The sequence below is a fragment of the Culicoidibacter larvae genome (assembly GCF_005771635.1).
Taxonomy (GTDB): domain Bacteria; phylum Bacillota_I; class Bacilli_A; order Culicoidibacterales; family Culicoidibacteraceae; genus Culicoidibacter; species Culicoidibacter larvae.
In genome coordinates, this window is the sequence record NZ_VBWP01000003.1 from 268,781 (window position 1) to 293,881 (window position 25,101).

Annotated in this window: 14 protein-coding genes and 1 riboswitch; of the genes, 7 read left to right on the forward strand and 7 right to left on the reverse strand. The window is 34.1% G+C overall.

Annotation, left to right across the window (positions count from 1 at the left end; translation table 11 throughout):
* The first annotated feature begins 103 nt into the window (after positions 1-103).
* From FEZ08_RS05410 to FEZ08_RS05435, 6 genes are all read left to right on the forward strand, one after another.
* Positions 104-1,057, forward strand: a complete 954-nt coding sequence (locus tag FEZ08_RS05410; RefSeq protein WP_138190688.1) for a calcium/sodium antiporter — start codon at positions 104-106, stop codon at positions 1,055-1,057.
* A gap of 55 nt (positions 1,058-1,112) precedes the next feature.
* A riboswitch (Fluoride riboswitch) is annotated at positions 1,113-1,173 on the forward strand.
* A gap of 43 nt (positions 1,174-1,216) precedes the next feature.
* Positions 1,217-2,386 carry a cation:proton antiporter gene (locus FEZ08_RS05415; protein ID WP_138190709.1) on the forward strand — a complete coding sequence of 390 codons (1,170 nt, stop codon included), beginning with the start codon at positions 1,217-1,219 and terminating at the stop codon, positions 2,384-2,386.
* 160 nt (positions 2,387-2,546) lie between these two features.
* The gene (locus FEZ08_RS12690) at positions 2,547-2,759 is read left to right on the forward strand and encodes an IS3 family transposase (protein ID WP_422386948.1); all 213 of its coding nucleotides are present in this window, start codon (positions 2,547-2,549) and stop codon (positions 2,757-2,759) included.
* Positions 2,760-2,962: 203 nt separating this feature from the next.
* Entirely contained in the window at positions 2,963-3,382 is a 420-nt protein-coding gene (locus tag FEZ08_RS05425) for an NADPH-dependent FMN reductase family protein (RefSeq protein ID WP_138190690.1), read from the forward strand.
* Between the two features lie 22 nt (positions 3,383-3,404).
* Positions 3,405-3,875, forward strand: coding sequence for a TspO/MBR family protein (locus tag FEZ08_RS05430; protein ID WP_138190691.1), 471 nt, complete (start codon positions 3,405-3,407; stop codon positions 3,873-3,875).
* 1,878 nt (positions 3,876-5,753) lie between these two features.
* Positions 5,754-7,250, forward strand: coding sequence for an AcpB/EbpR/MafR family transcriptional regulator (locus FEZ08_RS05435; RefSeq protein WP_171014953.1), 1,497 nt, complete (start codon positions 5,754-5,756; stop codon positions 7,248-7,250).
* Between the two features lie 295 nt (positions 7,251-7,545).
* Here FEZ08_RS05435 and FEZ08_RS05440 read toward each other — a convergent pair whose 3' ends face one another.
* The 5 genes from FEZ08_RS05440 to FEZ08_RS05460 all read right to left on the reverse strand — a co-directional run bounded on the left by FEZ08_RS05440 (position 7,546) and on the right by FEZ08_RS05460 (position 16,783).
* Positions 7,546-8,697, reverse strand: a complete 1,152-nt coding sequence (locus FEZ08_RS05440; RefSeq protein ID WP_138190693.1) for an InlB B-repeat-containing protein — start codon at positions 8,695-8,697, stop codon at positions 7,546-7,548.
* Between the two features lie 1,768 nt (positions 8,698-10,465).
* On the reverse strand, positions 10,466-11,170 hold the full coding sequence (locus tag FEZ08_RS05445; RefSeq protein WP_138190694.1) for an InlB B-repeat-containing protein: 705 nt from the start codon (positions 11,168-11,170) through the stop codon (positions 10,466-10,468).
* 776 nt (positions 11,171-11,946) lie between these two features.
* Positions 11,947-13,734 carry a leucine-rich repeat domain-containing protein gene (locus FEZ08_RS05450; RefSeq protein WP_138190695.1) on the reverse strand — a complete coding sequence of 596 codons (1,788 nt, stop codon included), beginning with the start codon at positions 13,732-13,734 and terminating at the stop codon, positions 11,947-11,949.
* Between the two features lie 649 nt (positions 13,735-14,383).
* On the reverse strand, positions 14,384-15,877 hold the full coding sequence (locus FEZ08_RS05455) for an InlB B-repeat-containing protein (protein WP_171014954.1): 1,494 nt from the start codon (positions 15,875-15,877) through the stop codon (positions 14,384-14,386).
* A gap of 642 nt (positions 15,878-16,519) precedes the next feature.
* A complete protein-coding gene (locus FEZ08_RS05460; RefSeq protein ID WP_171014955.1) occupies positions 16,520-16,783 on the reverse strand; it encodes a hypothetical protein in 264 nt (87 codons plus the stop codon).
* A gap of 146 nt (positions 16,784-16,929) precedes the next feature.
* Between FEZ08_RS05460 and FEZ08_RS12190 the strand changes: the two genes are divergently transcribed.
* The gene (locus FEZ08_RS12190) at positions 16,930-17,091 is read left to right on the forward strand and encodes a hypothetical protein (protein ID WP_171014956.1); all 162 of its coding nucleotides are present in this window, start codon (positions 16,930-16,932) and stop codon (positions 17,089-17,091) included.
* A gap of 1,370 nt (positions 17,092-18,461) precedes the next feature.
* On the opposite strand, the gene FEZ08_RS05465 is transcribed toward FEZ08_RS12190, so the two are convergent.
* Both FEZ08_RS05465 and FEZ08_RS05470 read right to left on the reverse strand, forming a co-directional pair.
* Complete coding sequence (locus FEZ08_RS05465) at positions 18,462-18,887, reverse strand: hypothetical protein (protein WP_138190698.1); 426 nt, start codon at positions 18,885-18,887, stop codon at positions 18,462-18,464.
* A gap of 42 nt (positions 18,888-18,929) precedes the next feature.
* Positions 18,930-25,070: a hypothetical protein gene (locus FEZ08_RS05470; RefSeq protein ID WP_138190699.1), complete on the reverse strand. Its 6,141-nt coding sequence runs from the start codon at positions 25,068-25,070 to the stop codon at positions 18,930-18,932.
* Positions 25,071-25,101 lie beyond the last annotated feature (31 nt).

A 25,101-nucleotide genomic window follows, 5' to 3' on the forward strand; every position in this document is an offset into this window, starting at 1 on the left:
TGCATAATATAATATATTGTTGATTTTGTCAATATTGAAGCGCTTATGGTTTCTAAAACTTATTCAATAATGATATAATTATTTTATATGGAGGATAGTATGTATGCAGTTTGTTTTATTACTTATCGGTTTAGTATCTATTATTAAGAGTGCTGATATACTGATTGAATCAACAATAAAGATTGGGAAAAGGTACCAGATTCCATCCATTATATTGGGGATAATCATTATCGCATTCGGTACAAGCTTACCAGAGTTTATTGTAGGTCTTTTTTCCGGGATAAATGGAACAAATGCTCTTGCACTTGGCGATGTTATGGGTAGTTCAATTGTAAACATCTGTATTGTAATTGGGATTGCTGCACTCATTCGCCCCTTTGATATATCCATTAATTTACTTAAAAAAGATTTACTTATTTTTTTATTCATTTGTATATTATTATCTGGATTAGTATTAATAGATGGTGAACTTTCAAGGATTGACGGAATTATCTTGATTGCTCTATTTATTTTTTATATGTGCTCAATTTTCAGACTATCAAATAATGACGCTTCTGATAGTATTAATGTAAATAACCAAAAGGGAGATTATGTGAATCCAGTTTGGTTATGGGGAGCCTTGCTCTTAAGTTTGATTGGAATGATAATCGGCGGGAACTTTGTGGTAACGAGTAGCGAGTACATCGCTAGTTCATTTGGAATCAGCGAAGATATTCTTGGTTTTACTATTATTGCTTTAGCAACGTCGCTTCCAGAAATCTTAACAGGTATCGCTGCAGTTCGAAAAAAGCAACCCGAGTTGTTAATCGGAAATTGCATAGGGAGTAATATTTTCAATATGTTGCTAGTTTTAGGAACTACTACTATAATAAATCCAATACAAGTAAATGCAATGTTCTCAATTGATATGCTTGCACTTATATTTGTAAGTATTATGCTAATGATCGTCATCTACAAGTCAGCAAGGATTAGCAGGATTTCAGGTGGAACATTCATTCTATGCTACTTAGGTCTAATTTTATATAAAATTGTCTTTGTGCTTCAATTATCACTATAGATAATAGGATTTACTTTCAAACTATTTACATCTATCTATAGCTATGGTATACTTTTCAAATATAGGCGATGGTGTTCGCCATTAAATATCGAAAGATTAATGACACCTACACAAACCTTTGTTTGTGTAGGTGTTTTTTTTAGAAAAGAGGCAATGAAGATGTTGTTAAGTTTGGCATTAGTACTGTTAGTGGGACTGACTTTAGGTAAGATTTTCAGTACACTACATTTACCTAGTTTGCTTGGGATGTTAATAGCAGGAATGATACTTGGGCCTTATGTGCTCAATTTAATTGCACCAGAGTTAATTGATATCTCAGGTGATTTAAGGCAAGTCGCCTTAGTTATCATTTTGTTGCGGGCTGGATTAACGCTCAATATAAGTGCTTTAAGACGAATTGGATTACCAGCCGTCTTATTATGCTTTGTCCCGGCTATCTTTGAAATAGGAGCTATTATTATAGCTGCTCCGGTATTATTAAAGATTCCAATTATTGATGCTGCCCTAATGGGAGCTGTCTTGGCTGCTGTTTCTCCTGCAGTCATTGTACCGCGTATGATAAAAATCAAAACTGAAGGCTATGGCACTAAAAAAAGCATTCCTGAATTGATAATGGCGGGTGCTGCAGTTGATGATATATTTGTCATTATATTGTTCACGGCACTTTTGAGCACCTATTCAGGAGAATCATTATCAATTATGACAGCTATACAAGTCCCCATGTCAATTTTATCGGGAGTTGGAATTGGGATTATTTGTGGATATTCACTTGTTAAACTTTTTAAACGGATACATATGCAAGATTCTATTAAAGTAATCATATTGATTGGTATCGCTTTTTTATTAATTAGCATTGAGCATTATTTTGCAGAATATATATCTTTTTCAGGTTTGTTAGCAGTAATGATTATTGGAATTGTTATACTAAAAGATTATTCAGTGTTAGCGATACGACTTTCTACTAAATTTTCTAAAATATGGTTAGGCGCTGAAATTCTTCTTTTTGTTCTTGTAGGAATAGCTGTAAATATTAACTATCTCACATTCGCGGGCTTTTCAGCTATTACTGTAATATTAGTGGCTTTGTTTGCTAGAGGTTTAGGTGTATTTGTGAGTTTACTATCAACACCACTAACTATTAGAGAAAAATTATTCTGCATATTATCTTATATGCCTAAAGCTACTGTTCAGGCTGCTATCGGATCAATTCCGCTCTCGTTAGGCTTACAAAGTGGTGAATTGATTCTCACAATGGCAGTACTCTCAATTATAATTACTGCTCCACTTGGTGCTCTAGGTATAGACAAAACTTATAGAAAACTTTTATAAAGAAGTCTATAATTAATATTACTTAGATTCCTTGATAAATCACTTTTAAGAATAAACTAGGTGGTAAATCATAATTATTAACACTACTCATATGAAAAAAAGTTGAAGCAATACTGAATTACTTAGTGTATCATAGGAAAATAGTTTGAATAATGGTTTAATGAAGAGCTTCTTCGCTAGCATTAAAGATGAGATATTTTATGAACATGAAGAGCAGTTCAAGTCTATCTGTGGGTTAATTTCTGCAATCATAGAGTATATTTCTTATTATAGTAAGAATAGAAGTAGCCCTCATACTCTATTTTTGGGTAAATCTACCGAACCAGTTATGCGAACTATACCAAAAATTATACCCATTGTTGCCATAAAATAAAAATTACTTTTTGAAATATGGTACAACTAATAAGAAGTACATTTCTTTACCCATACTACTTGAACTTAATAATAGAATTGGAATGATAAGATCAATGATATATTTAGTGATTTATGCTAGTCAAAAATAAACTATATGCATTATTTTAGACAAATACAATTTTTAATGTTAATATTTCACAAATACTATTAGGAGGTAATATCATGAAAGAAGCAATAATTTATTATAGTCTAAATGGACACGTAAAAGATATAGTTGATGAAATGAGTGGAGATAAGTTTGAAATAAAAACAAAAAATAAAATAATAAGTAACAAGGCACTACAAATGCTTACACTAGGCTTTATGACAATGATTAGCAATAGACCAAAGATTATTGTCGATAAGACAATTGAAATCGATAAATACGACATAATACATTTTGTTACACCGATTTGGGCTGGCAAAGTAAGCTTGCCGATAAAGTCATTCTTAGAAGAAAACATTATTGAAAATAAAAATATAAAACTTACAGTGTCTTGTAATGGTAGTGATGGTGCTGCTGAATATGATTTTATAAAGTTAGTTGATCAATCCAATGAAATTATTGAATACAACGTAATAAAAAACAATAGAACTGAATAATTATGTTTTAGGAGTGATAGATATGAAAATAATAAAAGATTGGCGTTTTTGGGTATGCGTGGTTTCAGTAACTGCATTGGGTTTATTATCAGGAATATTTGCAATCAATGCTCAGGAGTATTACAAAGTTTTGATGATACCTGTTTTTGCTCCGCCGGCATGGCTTTTTGGACCCGTTTGGGTTTTGCTATATATATTAATGGGTATAACCTTTTATTTAATACTAACTACCAAAGATCAACAGCAGCGAATGACAATGATTTCATTGTTTATAGCTCAATTTATGCTGAATTTTATATGGTCGGGATTATTCTTTACAGCACAGAATAATCTCTTGTCTGTTATTGATATATCTATATTATGGATAATTCTCTTTATTCAGCAAGCCTACTATATGAAAAATAAGCCGCTTCTAATGTGGTTGATGGGTCCGTATTTTCTATGGATTACCTTTGCGAGTGTGCTGAATTATTCAATCCTATTTTTAAACTAAAATTTTACTTTTAAGTGACAATCACATGGACTCACCTGTCTTTTTGCTATTTAGGCACTCTGCTTACGTGTGAGTTTGCAATTATATTTGTTTATTTGAACTATAATAAATTTATGTATTAGTGTTCATTAGATATATACTCGCCCATACCATACGGTAGACTATTTAATGAACACTTTTATTCTTGTAAAATGCAAGGCAATCTCATGAATTTTAGTTTTAATAATATCCGAAAATGCTTTTGTTGATAGAAAGCTTTATTGTTCTCATGACGATAATATTTTGAGTTAATTTGCTTCCTTTATAGATCTGATGTTCTGATTACCACCACACTTTTTTTATGTTATAATTAATTTGCGGGTTAAAAATATCTAATCGCTTTCTATCCCGCGGGCGGAAGTAGATCTGTTTCATAGATAAGCCCTTATCATTTATCAGACTTCCGCCTTTTCTATTTAAAAATAGTATGCTACAATTACTTTGTGGGAATACTAAAATCTCCATTTTACACTCCCACTAGACGGTAACAATCCTCGCATTCTCGATCATTTCACACTTTTCGATAATCTTGGTTGCCGTCTTTTTGCTTGTTGTGATATACTAAATTCATGGGAAGTATATTATTATAAAATCCATTACTTTTCATCTGACGTCAGCCAAACTCCTATTATAGTTAAATGTAGTTTGTGTATTCTAGGTTGGCGTCTTGATTTTTATTATTAATTATGTAAAATAATAGTTGAGTACGCTTTTTGACGACCCTCTTTTCGCGTACTTGATATCTAAGTAAAGGCCGCTTAATTGCGGTCTTTTTATTGTATAAACTATACCGTAATATAATTAAAGTGAGGGAAATATCACCTTGATGACGAATTAACATCATTTCGTTGATATCGCACTTTCGTATTAGTCTTTCTTTAAATCAACATTATTCACTTTGAAAGCTCAAAATGTAAGATGAATTCCAATTAAAATACTAAAAAAAATCGTTTTTTAAATTAACCTGTTTATCATATGCATTTCTTCTATCGTTTGGTAAACGGGTAGACGCCACTTCTATGGATTCCATTCTGCTATTTAATCTATTCAATATTATAAAAATAACTAATAATTAATATATGCTTCTTATATTCCCATTTTCTATTAAAACAATTCTGTGCTACCTAGACATAAACAGCTTTACCAAAAATTGTAAAATAAAAGAACCGCAAATGGCGGTCCTCTTTTCTAGAAAAGAAATGGCTGTAGAATCAAAACAATCTATGGTCTTCCTCTCCAAAATAATTGTTCTTCCTACTACTATTATAATACTATTGTTATGATTTTTTGTAAATCAATATGTATTAAAAACAGAAGGACTACTCAACCATATCAAAATTTCTCATACATAGTTTAATACACTCAAAAATGTTACACGCAATAAATTCGGTTCCACCTACTCTAAGTCCTTGGGATGCAATGAGTATCCTGTTGGTATATGCTAAACATGTGAATGATAGTTAAGAACTATATTGTGTTGTACCTTATTGATCATCATCACGGCGATCAATTACTCGAATTAAAACGATTAACAGCAGAATAATGATAGCTATGCTTCTAATTGTGCTCAGCTCTAGCTCTTTTCTGGTGTACGTATCGTATCACCGAAATGTTTTTTAAACCAGTCACAACGTCTGAATAGATCATATAGGTTTTTCGCCTCATTTACTAAGTCATTATAATTATCTTGATTTTCTCCCATTACATATGGATGGATAATTTTTATATTTTAAATAATAATTAGACAAAAGTATGAGGTATAGTGATAAAAATATTGACATAGATTATAATTCTCGTAAAATAAATAGTGGTATATTTTATGAAAAGGGGTGTATTCAAATGAAAATTTTTCTAAGTACCAGTCAAGAGCGTCAAGTAAAACTCATTAAACTACTTGCCGATACCCCTAAGTATAGTTCAATTCCGGAAATTGCAAAACGGTTGAACTGCGGCATCACAACAGTTTCTCGTGATATATCTGAGATTAATACAATATTTGTAGAAAATCATATCAAAGAAGCTGAAATTTTGATTAGTCATTGGGGAATTCTTTTAGTTACTGGAGTTACTTTCAACATTAAAAAAATTCTATTAATATATTTGAAATCCAGTATTCCGTTTACCTATTTTAATCTTGTCTTTAACGCAAAAACCATCCAGACTATTAACTTTATTGAACAATTTTATATCTCTGAATCAACATTCTACCGCAACATAAAATCATTAACTCATTTCTTGCAAGACAATAAAATTGGTCTTATTAAGAAACAAGATGCTGCTCACGTATTAATAGGTGACGAGAAAAAAATCCGTCAGTTTGCCTTTCATTACTACTGGTACGCTTATCAAGGCATGGAATGGCCATTTCCTAATATTGATCGTGCAGCAATATTAGATTTTATTAATGAATTAAATCGCAAACATAATCTCAATTACTCTAAAATTGATAAGGAAAAATATCTATATGTTATTGCTGTCTCCTTAATCCGCGTACAACAAGGCAACTTTATAAAAATATATAACAACGAAGTATTCCAATTCTACAATATACAGCCACTTTCTCAAGATTTAAAATCCTTTTTTGTACACTTAGGTCTATCAGAAGAGCAAAGTCAAACTGAAGCATTGTATCTATTCTTATATACACGCACATTAGTAACAACACTATCATCAAAAATTGATAGAATTTTTGCAATGGAAATGCATAAAGAAAGTGATACCTTCATTCATAAAATGGCCCTATTAATAACTGAAGCTGTTCAGGAAACATTCGATTTAACCTTAAACATGCGTGACCAAGATACTGTTAATGAATTATTCAGTCTCAGTTACTCGTTAATCTTCAACTCAATTAGTCCGGATATTTTTGAAATCTATTCATGGATTGATTATTTTAGCAACAGCTATCCGTTGCTGATTACTCATTTAGATGCCTTAGTTAAAAAAATCAACGAAGGCTTCAATAAAATTCTTCCTAATTTTTACTACCAAATAACTAAAGATAACGAAGAAGTCATGCGTATGCAATTTATCCAGTTTTTACTTAAATATATTGATACCAACCAATTTCTTCCTAAAATTCGAATAAAAATCTATTCTTCACGTGAGCCATACATGATTCAGTACATTGAATCAACAATATCTAATAAACTCGACATCAATCCTGAATTTGTCGACGCTGACGAGCAAAACTATGACCTGCTATTGACCGATGCGCTCACACCAGAGCTCGTTGCTAATGAAAAGAAAAAAATTGTTCTCTGGTCATTTCCATTCTCGGTCGGTGATTTTGAACGCTTAAAAGACTTCATCATCGCTTGGAATAAGTCTGATTAACAATAATATTTAAGTTTTGTCTTAAATTTGATGTGTAATGTTAAATAGTTACTATTATACAATGTTACGAAAAGCTCGTATAATGAATTGTTTGATTTGAAAATAGATACTACAAGCATTCAACGTTATTAGAAGACAACCTTTTCCAAAGAAAGGCTTTCAAAAAGTCAACGAGGAATTATTTAACAACTTAAAATCTATTCCAATATACTATATAAATGTTCGAAAAAAAAGCCCGCTAGAAGCAGGCTTTTACTTTTTATTCATATCAATCATTATTTCATTAGTAGTAAACTCATTTTTTAGCTTGCTTATGAGCTTTACGTTTGTTCATGACAGTTCCAGTAAGGAGGATAATACCACCAAATATTGAAATGGTTCCCAGCAGTGGAAATTGTTCTCCTGTAACCGGTAATGTGGTTACACCACTTGTACTTTCAGAATCTATTTCATTTGCTTCCCACTTTGCATAAAGAGTAAAGTCTGTGTCTACGCTACTGTTAAAGTTATAAGCTATATTAAATAAATCATCAGTATACCAGCCAACGAATGTATAACCATCGCGGATTGGGTTACTTGGCTTAGTCAGCATAGAGCCTGTTGGAATTGTTACGGAAGGAATATTGGTCCCGCCGTTCGTGTTGAATTGTACAGTATTCGCCGGAATCCACTCCGCTATCAATTCAATATTTTCGATAACACGATCCGTATCGAAATTCCAAAATACTGGATTATCATCTTCATCGTATGCATAAGCCCATCCAGCAAATAAGTAACCAGATCTAAGCGGTGCCGATGGAATTGGGCTAATTAATCCATCTTTTGCAACTGTTACTTTTTCAAATTGTGGAAATTGAGTAACTCCATCGTTTGGATTAAAGACGACTGTATATACTTCTTCCCAAACAGCAAACAAGGTAGTATTTTCTGTTACAATATTGGTGCTAAAATCCCATAACACTGGGTTGTCATCATCATCGAAAGCATATGCCCAACCACGGAAGATATAACCATCTCTAGTCGGTGTGCTAGGCACTTCTGAGATTAGGCTATCTTTTGCAACTGTTACTTTTTCGAACTGTGGAAATTGAGTAACTCCATCATCTGGGTCAAAAGCAACAACATAGCCTTCTTCCCATTCTGCAGTTAAAGTAATATTCTCTACGACCATATCAGTACTAAAATCCCAAAAAACCGGATTATCCTCACTATCGTATGCATATGACCATCCAAGAAATAGGTACCCTTCTCTTTCAGGAGCAGAAGGTGTGTATGGTATCAGCTGGTCTTCCTCAACCTCAATCTTTAGAAAATCCGGAAACTGGGTCACACCATCGTTTGGATCAAAGGCAACCGTATATTGCGTTGCTGCGTTTACTGTTGTACCAATTCCAAAAAATAAAGCTATAACTAGAAAAAGAGTTGACATCTTTTTAATATAATTCATTATATCACTTCCTAACGTTTTTATTCTAATACTATTAGAATATGATTTAACAATATCACAATTGAATTATTTGAAGCAATTGATATGCTTTTTTTTTACAAAAGCTAAGTACAACATAAGAGAATATCATAAATATCAGTTGCATAATAAAGTTTATAAATGAAAAAGCCAGTCAGATTATTTCTCTGTATTTTGGTGATAAAATGTCTTACTTGTTACGATACTGAAGTTGGAATCATTAACGGCTAGTATAATTAATTCTAATACTAATAGTTTTCATTCTCATATTGGAAATGAAATTTTTTCCCTTGCTAATTTTGCTAGAACTGTTTCACGTGTAATTACATCGAATTCATGAAAATAGCCTTGTAATACATCATATTCTAATTTAATTCCAGAGTTTTTTAGTTTCTTCATATACTCTATCAATGCATAAAAAACGAACTAAGGTTAGCAACATAAGCATATGCACTTGGCAAATTAGTAAAATCATCAAGTAGACCTGAATCTACCTAGTATGGAGTATCGGCATTCTTGTAGTAAGATTTGAAATATAATTACCGAGCTAGTTTATTAGATTTGAAGTTCCACATAGGTGTTAATAAAATATGATATTCTTTTCTGCACCCGATGATCTATCATTAAATAAATAAGCATTTCAAAGGATATTGAAATCACTTGTATGACGTTCTATGGATTTTAATGCATTATAACTATCTAGTGGTAACTCTGGATACGATTGATCTACTTAAAGCATATATACTAATGGGGAATTATTACACAATTTAACTTTTTGCCAAACTCATTTATTATTTCAACTTCTTCCTTGTATAATAAAGCTCTTTGACCAATTAAATATGCTATGTAAGAATTCAAAACTATTATTTCTTATTTAGAGTTTTATATAAAATTTAAATCATTATCAATAAATAAAAAGAGCGTGCATATGAGCACTCTCCTACAAGGATATCAAATAAGCAAAAAGAGAATTATTCAAAAATACTTACTTATTATAGTACATATTGTGTTTAAAAAATCAAGTTTAGTCCAAGACTACATTGCTTCTTCTGTCTTATCATTGCGCAATAACTTTACTCCATTGTATACAAACACTCCACCAAGAGTTACGATTATTAATATATGATAGTTTTATATCTTATATCCAATAATCCCACCAAGATTGAGTAAGGCGCTCGTCATCGAACCATACACTGTAATACTATCTCCGTTATTGTAGACAATATAATTGTCTCTGCTACTTATAATAATGGGTATTATGATGCCAAATAAAATAACTCCTGAGGTTTTCCTTTTCATATTATTTACCCATCGACTTTAATAAAAATTCTCCAAATAAAACAGCAACCGGGATCGTTTATAAGGTGTGAATCGAATCAACAATAAAAAGGTGGTTGCCGTCAGTTAGATTTTTAGTAGGATTTTTCTCCCCTGCATAATAAGTGAATCAAACTATATTTAAATTAATAAGGCGGAAGCCTGATAATGATAAGGGTATATCCAAGAAACAGACTTCCTTCCGCCTGCGAGAGAATAAAATGATTAAATATTTTAATCCCGCATAATCATTATATCATATAACACAAAATTATGGCAGATCCCCCATGTATTTTACAAAAATAAAGATGCGCATCAAATAAAATAACCTGCCATATGGGTGAATGTTTATCTGAATAACACCCACCCATAAATGCATTATATCACAATAATACAAAATAAAAAAGCCTGCAAGATGCAGGCTAAATAATATCTATTTTATTTTTTTCTTAAGTAATAATGTAGCTAATCCAACTGATACTAATCCACCAAGCAGTGGAATAATTTGTTCTTGACCAGTATTTGGTAAAACGCTATTATTACCAGTAGAGTTTGTAGTTGTTCCATCAACCGGAGCAACAGGATTATCAATTAATTCGTAAGCTGCCCATAGAGTCATATTATTTGCTGGCATAACGTCATTCGAAAAGTCCCATAGGATTGGTGTATCACCGTCAAACGCTGAAGCCCAACCAACAAAGTTATATCCTTCTTTAGTTGGTGTTGGTGTAATGTATGGAAGTAGTCCACCATATTGTACTTGATATACACCCCATTGTTCCATAGGCGTACCATTCTCTGGATTAAATGTCACTTCATATGTATTCAGTTCGTATGCTGCCCATAGAGTAATATTATTTGCTGGCATAACATCGGTGTCAAAGTTCCAAAGAATAGGTGTGTCTCCATCGAATCCAGATGCCCAACCGACAAAAGTATATCCTTCGCGATTTGGCTCAGGCGCACTAGGAATTAGCGTTCCTTCTTCAACTATTGTTGTTGTCGAGTTACCTGTGCCATCATTATACTCGAAATTAGCTGTAAATGAAGCTGCCTGAGTACTCATAGCGCCACCGAATGATATTGCTAAAATCATTGCTACTCCCAATAATGGTCTGATAATAGTTTTTAATTTCATTTGTTTTCCTCCTAAATATAGTACTACCAGAATTAATTATACCACGAAAAAGTCCTAGTCAATATCAAAAAACATTTTTTAAAAATAGCAAATATGACAAACAAAAAGACGGCAACACTTTACAATTCAGTGGGGGGGAGAATTAATAAAATATTACTGCCGCCTACAAATGTAAAAGATAAATCAAATACCTTTGTGTAATTAATTATAAAGTACAAAACAACAGATTACAAGTGCTGATAAAATCAAATTACAACGTGAAAAAACATGTTTTTTGATGGAAAAAATGTAGTTACATACGCATATATAGACAAATTCCTATAAAAGCAACCATCCTTTATAGGAAGATGGAAATTCATAAATATGGTTGCAAATATAGTATGCCAAATTTATAAGGATACTTAAATAAAAAAGCTACCAAATGGTAGCCGTTGATTGTTAAGCATACTAAGTTGAATAATATACTTAATAACATTATACGTTTTGCTAGTATAATTTAGCAATATATTATACTGCCAAAATTGATTATAGAAATAATTGCTTTTTGAAATCATGCTAATTTTCAATTAATAATAAGCAATCACTACGATCTAAGGTTTGGTAAATGCATAAATATACATATATTCGTGTGATTGCTATTTTATTCTATCAGAGTTTGGATGAAAAGAAAAGATGGTGTTATCCTGGTGAAACAAAATTATTATATAAAGTAGCTGCATAACTATTTGTACAATTTCCTGTATAAAATTGTGAGCAAGAAAATTTAGTCAAGTAAATTAATTGCGCTTAAAATATCTACTGGTTTTTACAAAAACTATTCCGCTGATAACAATTGCCAGTCCTGCTATAATAAACTCCACCGTCGCTTCTCCGGTTATTGGTAAACTTGGTTTTTGTCCTTCTGTTGTTTGTTGACTAGCTTTATGTAATGTGGTAGTTCTTACATTTGGGGTTATGATCACATTTGCTAGTGTTCGCGCAGACGGTGAAATAACAAACGAAACATCAACCGATGTTCCTTCAACCCAATCACCTGTAATAAATAGCTCATATACACCATTGCCTAACGGTTTAAGATTAGTTATCTCTATATTTGTATCTGACAACACAAGGTCTTCTTTAGCGAGGCCTTCAATCGCTTTTGAGAGTGTTATGATTATTTTTGTAGATGTCACTTTATGGGAGCTCCCATCTGCTATAGCGCTTATATAATTAAGTTCTTCTAAAGATACTGAATCATCAATTAAGAAGTTTGTTACATAGTAGACTAAATCTAAATCACCCCCTCTACCATAAGCTTGCAGGCTATACGTTCCTGCTTGTGACAAGTCACTGCCTAGTATAGTTATTTTCCCATTACTTATTGTTGGAACTACTGTTTTGGTTGTACCATCTGGCAACTTTAAAGTGTATGTATATGTAATACCGTAGTTAGGAAACTGTTCATATGCAGGCAAAGCATCAAAAGTATAGTTTTGATTTACTGGATGTGCAATTGAATAGTTTACAGTATACCTTTGATCTTTAATAATATAACTATATCTTGAGGTAATATAATTATAAGTGTGTTCTTTAATTGAAGTAAATTGATTAACATCTAAACGTAAATAGTAAAGGTTATTGAGAGAAACAATACTCTCAGGAACTTCCCCGGTAAGTTGATTATTATTGAGATATAAGTATTCCATTTTTCCCAGTTGACCTATACTATTGGGAATCTCTCCAGTTAATTTATTATTATACAAAAATAATATCTTAAGATTATTTAAATCTCCAATACTTGAAGGTATCGTTTCACTAAATTGATTATCATGTAAGAACAAATAGCTAATATTAAGCAAGTTACCTATAGTATCAGGGATTTTTCCGCTGAGTTGATTCTTTTCTAAATATAAATATTTAAGCTTACTTAATTCACCGATACTTGTTGGTATCTCTCCACTCAATTTGTTGTTAGACAAGACTAACGTTTCTAGTTGAGTAAGCTTGCCAATATCAAAAGGTATTTCTCCAGTTAAATGGTTGGCACCTAATGACAAATATTGAACATTGCTTAATTGAACAATTGAATCTGGAATTTCTCCGCTTAGATTATTAACAATTAAATCTAATAACTCAAGTTCACTAAGATTACCGATACTAGATGGGATTTCGCCACTTAGTTCATTACTATATAAATATAAAAATTTTAGTTTACTTAGTGCATCAATGTTTGCTGGGATTTCGCCAGTAAAATGATTCATACTTAAATTCAGAGTAGTGAGATTTATAAAGTTTTCAATTCCATAAATGGTTCCGTTAATACCCTGCAAAGAAAGATCGAGCTCGCCAGTAAATTTACTTGCGGCTTCTTTGGTAACGAAGCCGTCCCCATTGTCTAATGTTGGATATTTTTGAACTATTGCATCGTTGAGTGCTACACTACTTGCCTCGAATGCCCAGTCACTTGGTGCTAACAATGGATCACTAGTAGCGTTTAGTTTTTGACCGATTAACGGCAGAGTAAAAGCGAACAAAACAACGCTGAAAATTATGAACATAAGCTGATTGATTTTTTTACTCATTTGTAAGACTCCTTTCTTTATGTACTACTTGGTGTCTTGTTTATATTTTACCATATTATTCATGTTTAAATTTGTTTTACTTTAATAATTATAAAAAAACTTTATATCTTAATGGGATACTGTAGACTTTAACATACAAATTGTAGCTATTTTCAACCAATTAAAAAATAGAATCAAGACCAAGTTGGAAGGGTTGCAATGCTCCCCATCTTGTTGTATACTATGTACGTACATGAGTAATAGAAGTACAATGAATTCAAAAAAGAGAAGCCTGTCGGGACTTCTCTTTTTTTGTGGGATACCCTCACCGTTGCTCACCTTTCTTATCGATTGCTCGAATCAAGACAATAAGCAGCAGAAGCACGATAATAAGTGTTTCCATTGGATTCCCCATTTCGGGTATTTATCGTATCACCACGAGGATTATTATACCTCAAATCACTATTTAATTAGTATGAATTTAGAGAAAAGGCAGCTGCATGTACAGCTGCCTTATAATTTAATGTCAATTATGGGTTCAATTTGAAAAAACACACCACTGGTATTGAGACAACCGAACTTTTTTTGATTTGTTATTTGTGGATTTGCTAGTGTTTATTCAGCAATAAATGCTTACAAAACAGTTGCCATTTTTTATTAACTATAATGATTATCTTTTCTTTTTTTGTATAGTAAGCACTAGAAGGTCAATTCCAATTATTAAAGAACTAAGTATTAAACTAACGCTGCTTTCTCCAGTTACTGGCAGTGTTTCTGGTAGTGTTGGTTGCTCATTTTTCTTCCATTGCGCATAAAGGGTTACATTATTTGCAGGCATTGTTGTCGCTTCGAAGTTCCAAGCTGTACCACTACCGTCAGCAGCAGTATTCCAGCCGAGAAATGTGTATCCACCTCTTACCGGTTCAGGTACAGCAGTAGCTTTATTACCTGCAAGTAAATTTCGTTGTGTTACAGGAGCTACTCCGCTTGCGCCATTTAAATCAAAAGAAAGGGTATATTGATTAAAGACAAAGTTCAGCTGAACAGAATCGAGAGTCACCGCATGATTACTATTATTAGGAAATAAACCTGTATCAGTTGCTCGTATTTTCGCAAATACATTGCCCTCTTTAACAACCGCGCCATTTTGAATGTAATCGTCTATATCAACTGGATTATTATTTTCATCAACGTAATCGGTGAGTATAAATGTATGCCCAGAGGATACTGGTGCTATTTCATCTTGTGGCTCATCATACACTTGTACCATTTGTGACAAATCAATTGCTAATAATGCTTGTTCGCTATTAATGGTAAATGGAGTTAAACTTTCCTTAAGTTGTAGTTGTCTTTGTTGTTCATAGGCGAATGACATATTTAACCCAAGTGTGTTTAGAACTGTATCATAATTGTCGGGTAGAAGGTTATTCTCTATAGGCATATAGTCTAGACTTAATAGATTACTGATTTCTGTTGGCAAACTTGTGAGCTGATTATCATAAAGTTCTAAATACTCTAAATTAGAGAGAGTACTAATTTCTACTGGGAGACTTGTAAGTTGATTATCAAATAAACTTAAAACTATTAGATTTGAAAGATTCCCTATTTGAGCAGGAAGACTGGTTAGCTGATTACTATCTAGTTCTATAACCACCACACTGGCAAGGTTGCCTATTTCTGGTGGAAGACTACTGAGTTGGTTATTATGTAATGATAGTGAACTTAAATCAATAAGATTACCAATTTCTGCGGGCAAAACGCTCAATCGATTATTGTTCAAGCCTAAGTAATCCAAAGCAGAAAGGTTGCCTATCTCTGCTGGAATGCTAGTCAGTTCGTTATAGCTTAACGAAAGTTGTAACAAGCTAGAAAGATTCCCTATTTCGGGCGGGAGACTGGTCAATTGGTTATCTGCTAAATCCAAAAACATTAAGTTAGAAAGAGAACCAATTCCTGTTATGTCGGAGATGTTTTTATTAAACGCAATCAAGCTTGTGAGTCCGTCAACCATCACCTGAGTTAAGACTACATTTGTATCACCCGCAGATACTTGATCCGCAACAGCCTGAGCTAAATTTGGATCTGGAAAGGTTTCTGCAATTGTAAATCCTACTCCTCCATTTGCAGAAATAGGATTATCTTCTGCTTTAATACTGGCCGTCAACACATTTGACAGCAGAAGTATGCTTACTAATATAGCGAATACACGCTTTCCAGTAAGTAATTTCTTTTTTATATTTTATTGCTCCTTTGGTTATTAAATATAATTCTTTCAATAGTCATATTTTTTTGTGTTATTACATTTATGCATATATCATTATAACAACAAGGAGAGGCTTTGTAAATTGAATCACTTATAATCATTAGTTTAGGTCATATTACAGATTAAAGCGGCAAAAAGAATTGAATATATTTTGTAATTGAATGTAGTATCAGCTGCACATTCATTGGTATCTGAAGCTATTATTTTAAATATAAATGCGTAGTCTGATTTATTTATACTATCAGAAAATGGATCTCATCCTGCATAAAAATATATTTTCAAAATCCTAACAACAAGGAAGTTAGAACATAAAAAAGGAGCTTTCTTTTGCGGTAACATATCTGCTATATATAAATTGTATAACACCACTCGCTCAGCCCTACAACCACATTATATTGTTATACAATAAAAAAAAACAGCCCCAAATCGAGGCTGCAACTTAAAAAGGATAACTCATGAAAAGAGCTAAAAATGAAATTGCACACGTGCACATGTATGCTATTTCATTCTATCATACTAGGTCTTGGTCTGCAATATCACTGATTACTCAAAATATTCTGATTTAGATTCTAATTCAATATATTCAGCAAACTCCATTTTTATTGTGACTTCATCTAAATTCATATACTGAATATATTTTGAAACATCTTTCGGAATTTTCATCGTTTCAATATCATGACGGTACTGTATTTTTAATGCTTTTTTGAATGCTGCTGTTTGTCTTTCATCGAGTTTCTGCATATATGGTTTAATATACTCTTCAAAGACAAATTCTCTATACTGCTGCTCAATATCAATTATTCTCACTACTCTATCCATCCTATTAATTTTCTTTATGATACCATACTCTTATTTTGTTTTGTAGGGTCAGTTTAGCACTAGTCTTCTTCAATCACTATTGTATTATGATTACTTGATTTATATTATATACTAATGTATAGGGAGAGATGGTTATGATAACGTATTTACCGAGCCAATATACTTGTGTATTGTGTGGCGGTAAAATTGTAATTCAAGAGAAAACAAAAGATGCATTAGTGTGTCCTAAGTGTGACGGTACAGTATTTTCAAATTGCAGCGGTTTTCAACCAATTAAAAAATCGATACAAGACTAAGTGTTGGGGTTGCAATATAAATGTCAGTATTGTATAATTTAAGTAACCAGTATTGAGTTTCCATTGTAGAAGTGGACACAAAAAAAGGAAGTCGTCGCAAGCGAACTTCCTTTTTTAATTGTGACAACCCTACTCGTCTCCCTTTTGTCCGTCAATGTGCCGAAGCAAGAGGAGAAGAATAATCAACGCCAGTATTATCGTTTCCATAGAAGAGACACCTCCTCTCGGTGACGAATATAATCTTGTCACGTTCATTATTATACCATAAATCACTATTTAATTAATATCATTTTAGACTAAAGGCAGCTTGCACTTGGAGCCGCCTTTTTACTTAATGTCAATTATGCATTCGTTTTGAATAAATACTCCACTAATATTAATATGGCCAGGCTTTCTATCATGATTGTTATAATAGCCGGTAATTATTTGAACTGTGTCATTAAGACAATAACTCACTGTTATTGGTTTATTATAACCAATTGTTATAAATGGTTTGTCTTGATCATTAGTCAATGTCATCACCTACAATTTTAATTGAAATGAATGCTGTAAAGTCATACTTGGTATCCTGAATAATAATAAAGCGATTAATCAAATCAACTTTATCAACTCTACCGCTGATTGCTATTATTTACCCATCTTTAAAATAATTGAGCGCAACTTTGGTTTCTTTCAGCTAGATGATTATCATAGATTGTATCGCCCGCCTTTAGTACTTGTAACAATTTTTCAAATGCCAATCTGTCACGTAGTTTAACAGAACCAGGGCAAATTTCAATAAATGCCGTACCAAAGTTCGTTTGTTCTATGCTTTGAAATGAGCTAATTTCCTAACTCTCACTTCTAAAAGCTCCATAAACAGCCATCGTAATCACCCATTTTACATTGAAAAACCGCTTTCCAGCGGCCTCTCAATAGTTATTATTGAAGTTGAATACACCGAAGCAAAGAATATAACAAAGGTGTATTCACTTATTATTGTACATATTACGATAAAAAAATCAAGATGTCTTAGCAATGTGCTTTAAAAATTGGACATCATTAAAGACGGCAACCAAGATTATCGAAAAGTGTGAAATGATCGAGAATACTAGGATTGTTGCCGTCTGTGGGAAGATTTAAGTAGAGTATCTTCTTTCCCACGAAATAATTGTAGCATAGTATATTTTAAATATAAAGGAGTAGTCTGATCTATTTTTAAGCTCAGAAAGTGGAGCTCATCCTGCATGAAAAGATATTTTCAAAATCCTAAGAACAAATATGATAGTTGGGGGAAAACTCTTGTTCTTAGGATTTTGAAAGCGAGTATTCACTCGCTTTCTTTTTTATGCACGCTATTCAATTGTTATTCGCTCTCCAATGGTTTGCCTTTACTGCTCGATTTCTTCAAGCTTGAATCTATTTTCGGCCTTCTCGTAACTGATATAATATGACTTCCCTTCCTGGGTATTGACCCTAACATCAACTTGTCCGGTTGTCTTAGTTACAGTTCTATATATCACACCTTTTCTCGTCGTTGAATATTCTACGACTAAAGTATGCTCTCCTGGGGTTACAAGGATACCTGTCTTGAAGTTTTTTTGAAACACGGTAGGCTTATCGCCATCAACTCGGTGTATAGTGACGACCTTCAACATAGTTCCAATATTGGTACTTGTATATATTCTAGACGCATTTGGGTTTTTGTCTAAAAATACCTGTGCTTTTCTCTTACTCATTCGTATCATCACAAATGCATAGATCATCACTCCGACTAAGAATACACCGATATACCAGTAATTACTGATGATTTCCATATCCTCACCCCTCTCTACTCTATGTTGAAATGCTCATACTGATTATTGCTCTTTATCTCTTCTACTCATCCAGATACCCATCGCTACTGCGATTGCTATACCACCTATTGCCACAAACTCTATCTCGTTTGTTCCGGTTGATGGTAATACACTCGCTCCACCAAGCACAGTCACTTTCACTGTTGTGCTTATTGTTGTTACATTGCTATCTGCATCTGTATAGCTTGCTGTATACGTTAAATCATATACACCACCGCTTATACTTGTACCATTGATCACTCTCAAGTCTTGCTGATTTGCCGTAATTGTAATCGCAGTATTGTTTGTTATAAATCCAAATAAACTAAATACTGCCGGTTGTTCAAATAAGTATGACTCTACTTGACCGTATGTTATCGCGTCGTCATTGCCTAAGCGCACTGCTTCTTCATAGCTTATTGTGTAATCGCTTGCGGTAATTGATAACATATTTCCATCTGGAGTTGGAACTGGATCTGGTGTGTTTGTTCCTCGCACAACTACTTTTACTGTTTTCGTTACACTATTTGCGCCATCAACTAATGTATAGCTTAAGTCATAAATGCCACCTTTTGTACTTGCTGCCTGAATTACACTTAATTGTTCTGCATCTACACTTACACGATCTGTTAGCTCTGTGTAATCAATAATCGTTCCATCTTTATCTTTCTCTGTCTTGTACGCTGCCACTTGTCCATTCGTTTTCGCAAGTTCAGCGCTTAAGTCTTTTGCGTCTTGATTGTCTATCGTAAATCCTTTTGCACTCAGATACAACGTTCCACTTGGATCAACCTCTGTATTCTTTGGCATTACCAAAATGTCTACGGTTTTGCTGACTTCTTTACCATCTGGGTTGATCGCTGTAAATTGTACTTGGTATACGCCTGCTTCGCTAAAGTCTGTTTTCCCATTCACTCCAGCTACTACTTCATACATAATACTGTTATTTTCTTTGACTGCTTTCGCAGGACCTGGAATACTCACTGTTTGGGTACTCGTTCCTACACCATCTTGTGCTTCTACCCATGAGGCACTCGCTTGATTCATCACCGCATCTAGGATATTTGTATCATTTAAGGTGTACACCACTGGATTGACTGTAAGTGTCGGTAATCCATGTACCTTTACTGTAATTGTTTTTGTTGCCAAATTATCATACTGATCTTTGACATCATAGGTTACTGCGTATGTACCTGGTGTTGTATACATATCATCAGCAGGAATACTCTCGGTAATTATTGTATTTCCATTTGTCCCTGTAGCTACTGCGATTGAATTATTATCATCGTCAGTCACATTCAATCCACTAGTCAAGTCTTTAGTATCGCCAACATAGGCTAGAATATCTTCAACCTCTATTGTTGGTGGAACATTCGTTACCACTTTAACCGCTACTGTTTGTGAGAACGTTCTGCCGGTTTTATCTTTAATGGTCAGTTGTAAAGTAACCGTATCATTCACTAATTTCTTTACGCCAACCAAACGAACAACTTCTTGATCTGCATCCTCTAAAGTCACATACTCTGCATCGCCTGCATCTACTAATGTCCAGCTATATGCTTCTGTACTGTCTTGAATGCTTGTCCAATATGATGGTGTAATTATTGGTGTTACACTAAGTGTTTCGCCAACTTTTAGCGTTTTTTCATTGCCTAAGTTAATTACTAATGGATCAGTTGATATCGCAACACTCACAGTTACTGTTTTACTAACTGTTTTCCCATCAACACTCAAGCTATACGTCAGTGGGTATGTTCCGCCTTCTTTTGGTGCAGCATTAATGGCTGCTAACTCATCGGCATCAACACTAACACTTGTACTTACTTCGACAATACTGATATTCCCGTTTCCATCATCAACTTGTTTGTATGCTTTTGCTTGTCCATGGGTACTATCTTTTGCCACCGCTTCACTGAGGGTTGCTGCATCCGCATTCAAGATACTGAAATCTGTGGCATCAATCATCAAAGTATTGCTTGGATCTGTCACTAAGCTATCATTCTTCACTAATACATCCACTGTTTTTGTTGTTGTCTTATTGTCTGCATTGGTTGCTGTATATTCGACTTTGTATAAACCTGCTTGACTAAAGTCTGTTGTACTTGGTCCACTTACAATTGTATAGGTTGGAACTAGGTTTTGTGCACTTGGTGTTGCTCCTACTCCATCACCAGCTTGTTGCCATGATGCGCTAGCACTTGCGACTACACTATCCGCAATATTTGTATCGCTCACTGTGTACACTTGCGCATTCGCGTTAATGACTGGCATACCGTTCACTTTAATTACTCGAGTTACTGTACTGCTATTCTCATTTGCATCTTTCACCACATAGGTCACTTCATAAGTTCCTGCTGTACTGTATTGGCTTGATGCGTTTGGAATATTCGATGTAATCGTTGTATTTGGTGTCGCACCACTCGTTATTAATGTCATTGAGGCATTCGTGTTATCCTTCGCACTCACACCTTCCAACATATTATATGTATCTCCTACATATTTTGTTAATGTTGGTGTAGTAATGGTCGGTCCTACATTTGAAATGACGGTAATCGTCACTGGATCACTGGTTTTCGTATTGCCATATGCATCTTTTATCGTCACTTGTAAGGCGAATGTTGTTGTTCCGCTTGCTAGCGCCGCCGGCGTGATTGTGACACTGCCATTCGCGTTTGTAGTAAGCGTTGCTTTCGCTTGTTCACTCGCACTTCCAACGATTTCCCATGTATATGGACTACTTGCATGTTTAATGCTATCAAAGAAATCTGGTTCTACATTTGGGTTCACAGTAATCGTATTACCAACTTTGACTTGATTTGGTGTTGGATTAATCGATACTTGTAAATCAACCGGTGGGTTATACGCTAAGAATCCCACGCCAATTGTTTTTGCTTCTGGTTTCGTTGGATCAATATTGATGACCCATCCACGATATGTATCACCTGGATTTGGGATATCATTGGCAATGATTGCATCACTATTTCTTGTGCTATCTAATGGGTTGTTAATCGTATATTGATACACTCCACCCGTTTTCTCAACAAATCGCACGGCATAATTACCATAGTTCATACCCTTGGTATAATCAAATAAGTATACCCCATTTGCATCGGTTGTTGTTGTAATCGGTGTCCCATTATCTAAAACCGGGTCATACTTCTTAGTTACACTATTCCAAATGTATAATTCCACTTCATGATTAGCTACTAGCGTATCACCATCTGCCGGATCATATAAGCCATCGGCATTGTTATCAACAAATGCAAAACCGCCTATTTCCGCTATAACTAGCTCTGCCCCGACTTTAGTCCCTGGTAATATACCTTTAAATGTCGCACTATCTACTTCGTAGACGGGGTTAAAGATATCTTTAGTGCCTACTTTTCCCGGTACCGCTGTGCCAAAGGTTTCATTGACTTTCAGTGGGATTAATACTTGTATTTCTTCTGCTGGTGCAATTGGCACTAAAGCCACTAATCGTACCATTCTAACGGTACTTAAATCACTCGGTGCGCTCGGGCTATATGTTGCGGTCGTTTTATAATTAGCCTCTGTTGCATCGGTAGAGTATTGAACCTGGAATTTCCCAGCATAGGCTGGATCTAATGTTACGGCTGTTTCTAATGTCATATCCCATTTAAAGGCATCACTTTGGAATGAACTCCCAAAGCTTTGTCCGGTTTTTGGAATAGGCACATAGGTCGTCATTGCATCAGCAGGCACATCACCGTTATTAGTAATTTTAATTGTATAATCAGCCTCTGTACCTGGCGTAAAGTACGCGAGATTACTGGTGTCACCTTCAACATACGCGCCCTTAGGTGCCTCACCTTTTAAGGCAAGGAAGGTTTCGACTAACACGTTTTTATTTTCAGCGATGTTGATTTGGTTCGTTGATACTGCCAACATTGGTTCTGTGGTATTCCCATTCCCGTTAAAGTCATATTTATCAATCGTTGTCGCAAGACCATCTATGTTGGTTATGGGCTTAATATCTTGTCTACCCCAAGACATTAATTCATTGATTTGATATGACCCTGATGCTTTTACTAATGTTTGAACATCATAGGTAATGTTAAGATATTTTTCTTTAAAATCTTCACTAAAGTAACTACCAATTGCAGAGTTCTGAGTTTTGAGGGTATACATTGTTTCACCAAAACTGTTTGTATGTTGTGATACGATAAAAGCAACTGGATTTCCGTCTTGATCTGTCACTTTAATTGAAGATAAATTAATCTTCAAATTCGCCGGCTCTCTTAAATAAATATCAGGATTCTCGATAGCTTGTATTCCATTTTTATAACCATGGTATAGTACAAATGCTCTTAAATTAGCTTTAATGTTAAAAACATTACCAGCAGTTACATTAGTAATGACAGTGTTAGGATTTTTCACATCTCTATATGAAGCAGAAGAATTCGACATAAATGTCATATTATCTGACTTATATTCTTTGACAGTCCGAGTTGAACTTACTAAAGTATTGGCTTTATCACTATCATCATAGATTGAATAAACAATATTTACCTGACCGCTGCCTACATCCAGTGTACCTAGTACACCAACAATATTACTTCCAGCACCACCAGTAGTTACTGAACTCATGTAACCAAAACTCAAATCACCAATATTCGCTTTAAATCCTGTAATAAATTCGTCATCGCTTAATCCCATTTGGGTTTTGGAGATAGAAGAAATTTTATTATTAAAGGCCGTAACATCACCAGTATATGTTTGCCAAGTATTATTTAGATTGGTTTTATAATACATCTGCGTGACTTGATTGTCAGTAACGGTTCTGTCAAATGGGAAGTGTATCTTCACAGCTTTAAAATTGGAATCAATATTTACTTCATACGTTTGATTCGTCAACGCGCCTGCTTGTTTATTTTGAACTTGCACATTAGCTACAAAATCTAGTTGATCTTTAATTCCGGTACTAAAGGTGTTTTCAGTAGTATTAGGGTTAATATTCACTTTATTCGGATACGAATCGACAACCTCTACACTTGAAATCGCACCACTTCTACTTACGGTAGTTGTTGTGTCATCATACCAAGTATAAGTCACTTTATCTACTTGACTTGCGGTATATGTTCCCACATTGAGTTCAAGCGGCAAACTATAATTAACAAAGTATGATAATTGCGTATAATTTAAGAACTCAGCGTTTGATTCGTACACTGCAACACCAGTGACTTGGTTGTTCTCTACTAATGTATAATTATTATTAGAGATTCCCACAAACTCTGTACCAACAGGATATGGCACTTCAATTCGAACTTTTTTAGGAACAACATTTGTAGCACCTAAGGTGTATAGACCAAAATGCGTCACACCATATCCTGTTCCTTGTGTTATATTTCCTGAAGAACTCTTTAAAAGTTGACTACTTGGTGTAAGGTTTGCGGTAGGAATTGGAGTATGATTTGTTCCTCCCTGAGGTGTTCCACTCGCTTTTATAGTTTGTGATACATCGCCCACTGAAACAATTGCTCCTTTGTTGAGTAAGGCACTCGCTTGAATAGGATTTGCGATTGTATGTGGGTTATAGTACTTGTTTTTATCAACACTTACTTTTAAGTTGATGGTGACCACTTGTGTCCCAGGTGTAAAGGTATATACTACTTGACCTATAGTTGCGCCACCCGCAAATGTCTCTTTCTTCGGTAAAGTAATATCTGTGATCGCGGTATATAATGGATCACTTGTTCCTAAGTTAGACAAGATTACGGTATCAACACCAGTCTTGTTCTCGTTTCCTTTTACTGGAATCAATTCATAACGCATTCCATCTGGTACTGTAACTTTTAAGGTTTTGTCACTTGATGTACTATCACCAAAGTCTACAGTTACATTAACGTCCTTCACGACACCAACGTCCCATCCGACCTCATCATACCCAGGAATGTTTAGACTCACTCCTGAATTTGTGATGCTCGAAAATGGTGCGATCACCTTTCCATATTCCGAACTGCTCTCGGCATCTACCGTCGTATCTGCTTCGGTTGTTACCTCGCTTTGTCCTTGATTATCTTCACTCACTTGTGTTTGTTCATCAATATTGTTTTCTGTTGTCGCATATGTCAATAGATTCATTTGCGAAACGAACAATATCAATGAAAATGCTATTGCGCTCGTAATTTTAATTACTCTGCCCATACTTACCACCCTTTTTTATTATTCTATAGTT

Excerpts from the sequence above, each read along its gene's own strand:
- FEZ08_RS05440 (WP_138190693.1), bottom strand. The coding sequence starts at position 8,697 with ATGAATTATATTAAAAAGATGTCAACTCTTTTTCTAGTTATAGCTTTA.
- FEZ08_RS05445 (WP_138190694.1), bottom strand. The coding sequence starts at position 11,170 with ATGAAATTAAAAACTATTATCAGACCATTATTGGGAGTAGCAATGATT.
- FEZ08_RS12190 (WP_171014956.1), top strand. The coding sequence starts at position 16,930 with ATGATAACGTATTTACCGAGCCAATATACTTGTGTATTGTGTGGCGGT.
- FEZ08_RS05430 (WP_138190691.1), top strand. The coding sequence starts at position 3,405 with ATGAAAATAATAAAAGATTGGCGTTTTTGGGTATGCGTGGTTTCAGTA.
- FEZ08_RS05465 (WP_138190698.1), bottom strand. The coding sequence starts at position 18,887 with ATGGAAATCATCAGTAATTACTGGTATATCGGTGTATTCTTAGTCGGA.
- FEZ08_RS05435 (WP_171014953.1), top strand. The coding sequence starts at position 5,754 with ATGAAAATTTTTCTAAGTACCAGTCAAGAGCGTCAAGTAAAACTCATT.
- FEZ08_RS12690 (WP_422386948.1), top strand. The coding sequence starts at position 2,547 with ATGAAGAGCTTCTTCGCTAGCATTAAAGATGAGATATTTTATGAACAT.
- FEZ08_RS05415 (WP_138190709.1), top strand. The coding sequence starts at position 1,217 with ATGTTGTTAAGTTTGGCATTAGTACTGTTAGTGGGACTGACTTTAGGT.
- FEZ08_RS05470 (WP_138190699.1), bottom strand. The coding sequence starts at position 25,070 with ATGGGCAGAGTAATTAAAATTACGAGCGCAATAGCATTTTCATTGATA.
- FEZ08_RS05450 (WP_138190695.1), bottom strand. The coding sequence starts at position 13,734 with ATGAGTAAAAAAATCAATCAGCTTATGTTCATAATTTTCAGCGTTGTT.
- FEZ08_RS05410 (WP_138190688.1), top strand. The coding sequence starts at position 104 with ATGCAGTTTGTTTTATTACTTATCGGTTTAGTATCTATTATTAAGAGT.
- FEZ08_RS05425 (WP_138190690.1), top strand. The coding sequence starts at position 2,963 with ATGAAAGAAGCAATAATTTATTATAGTCTAAATGGACACGTAAAAGAT.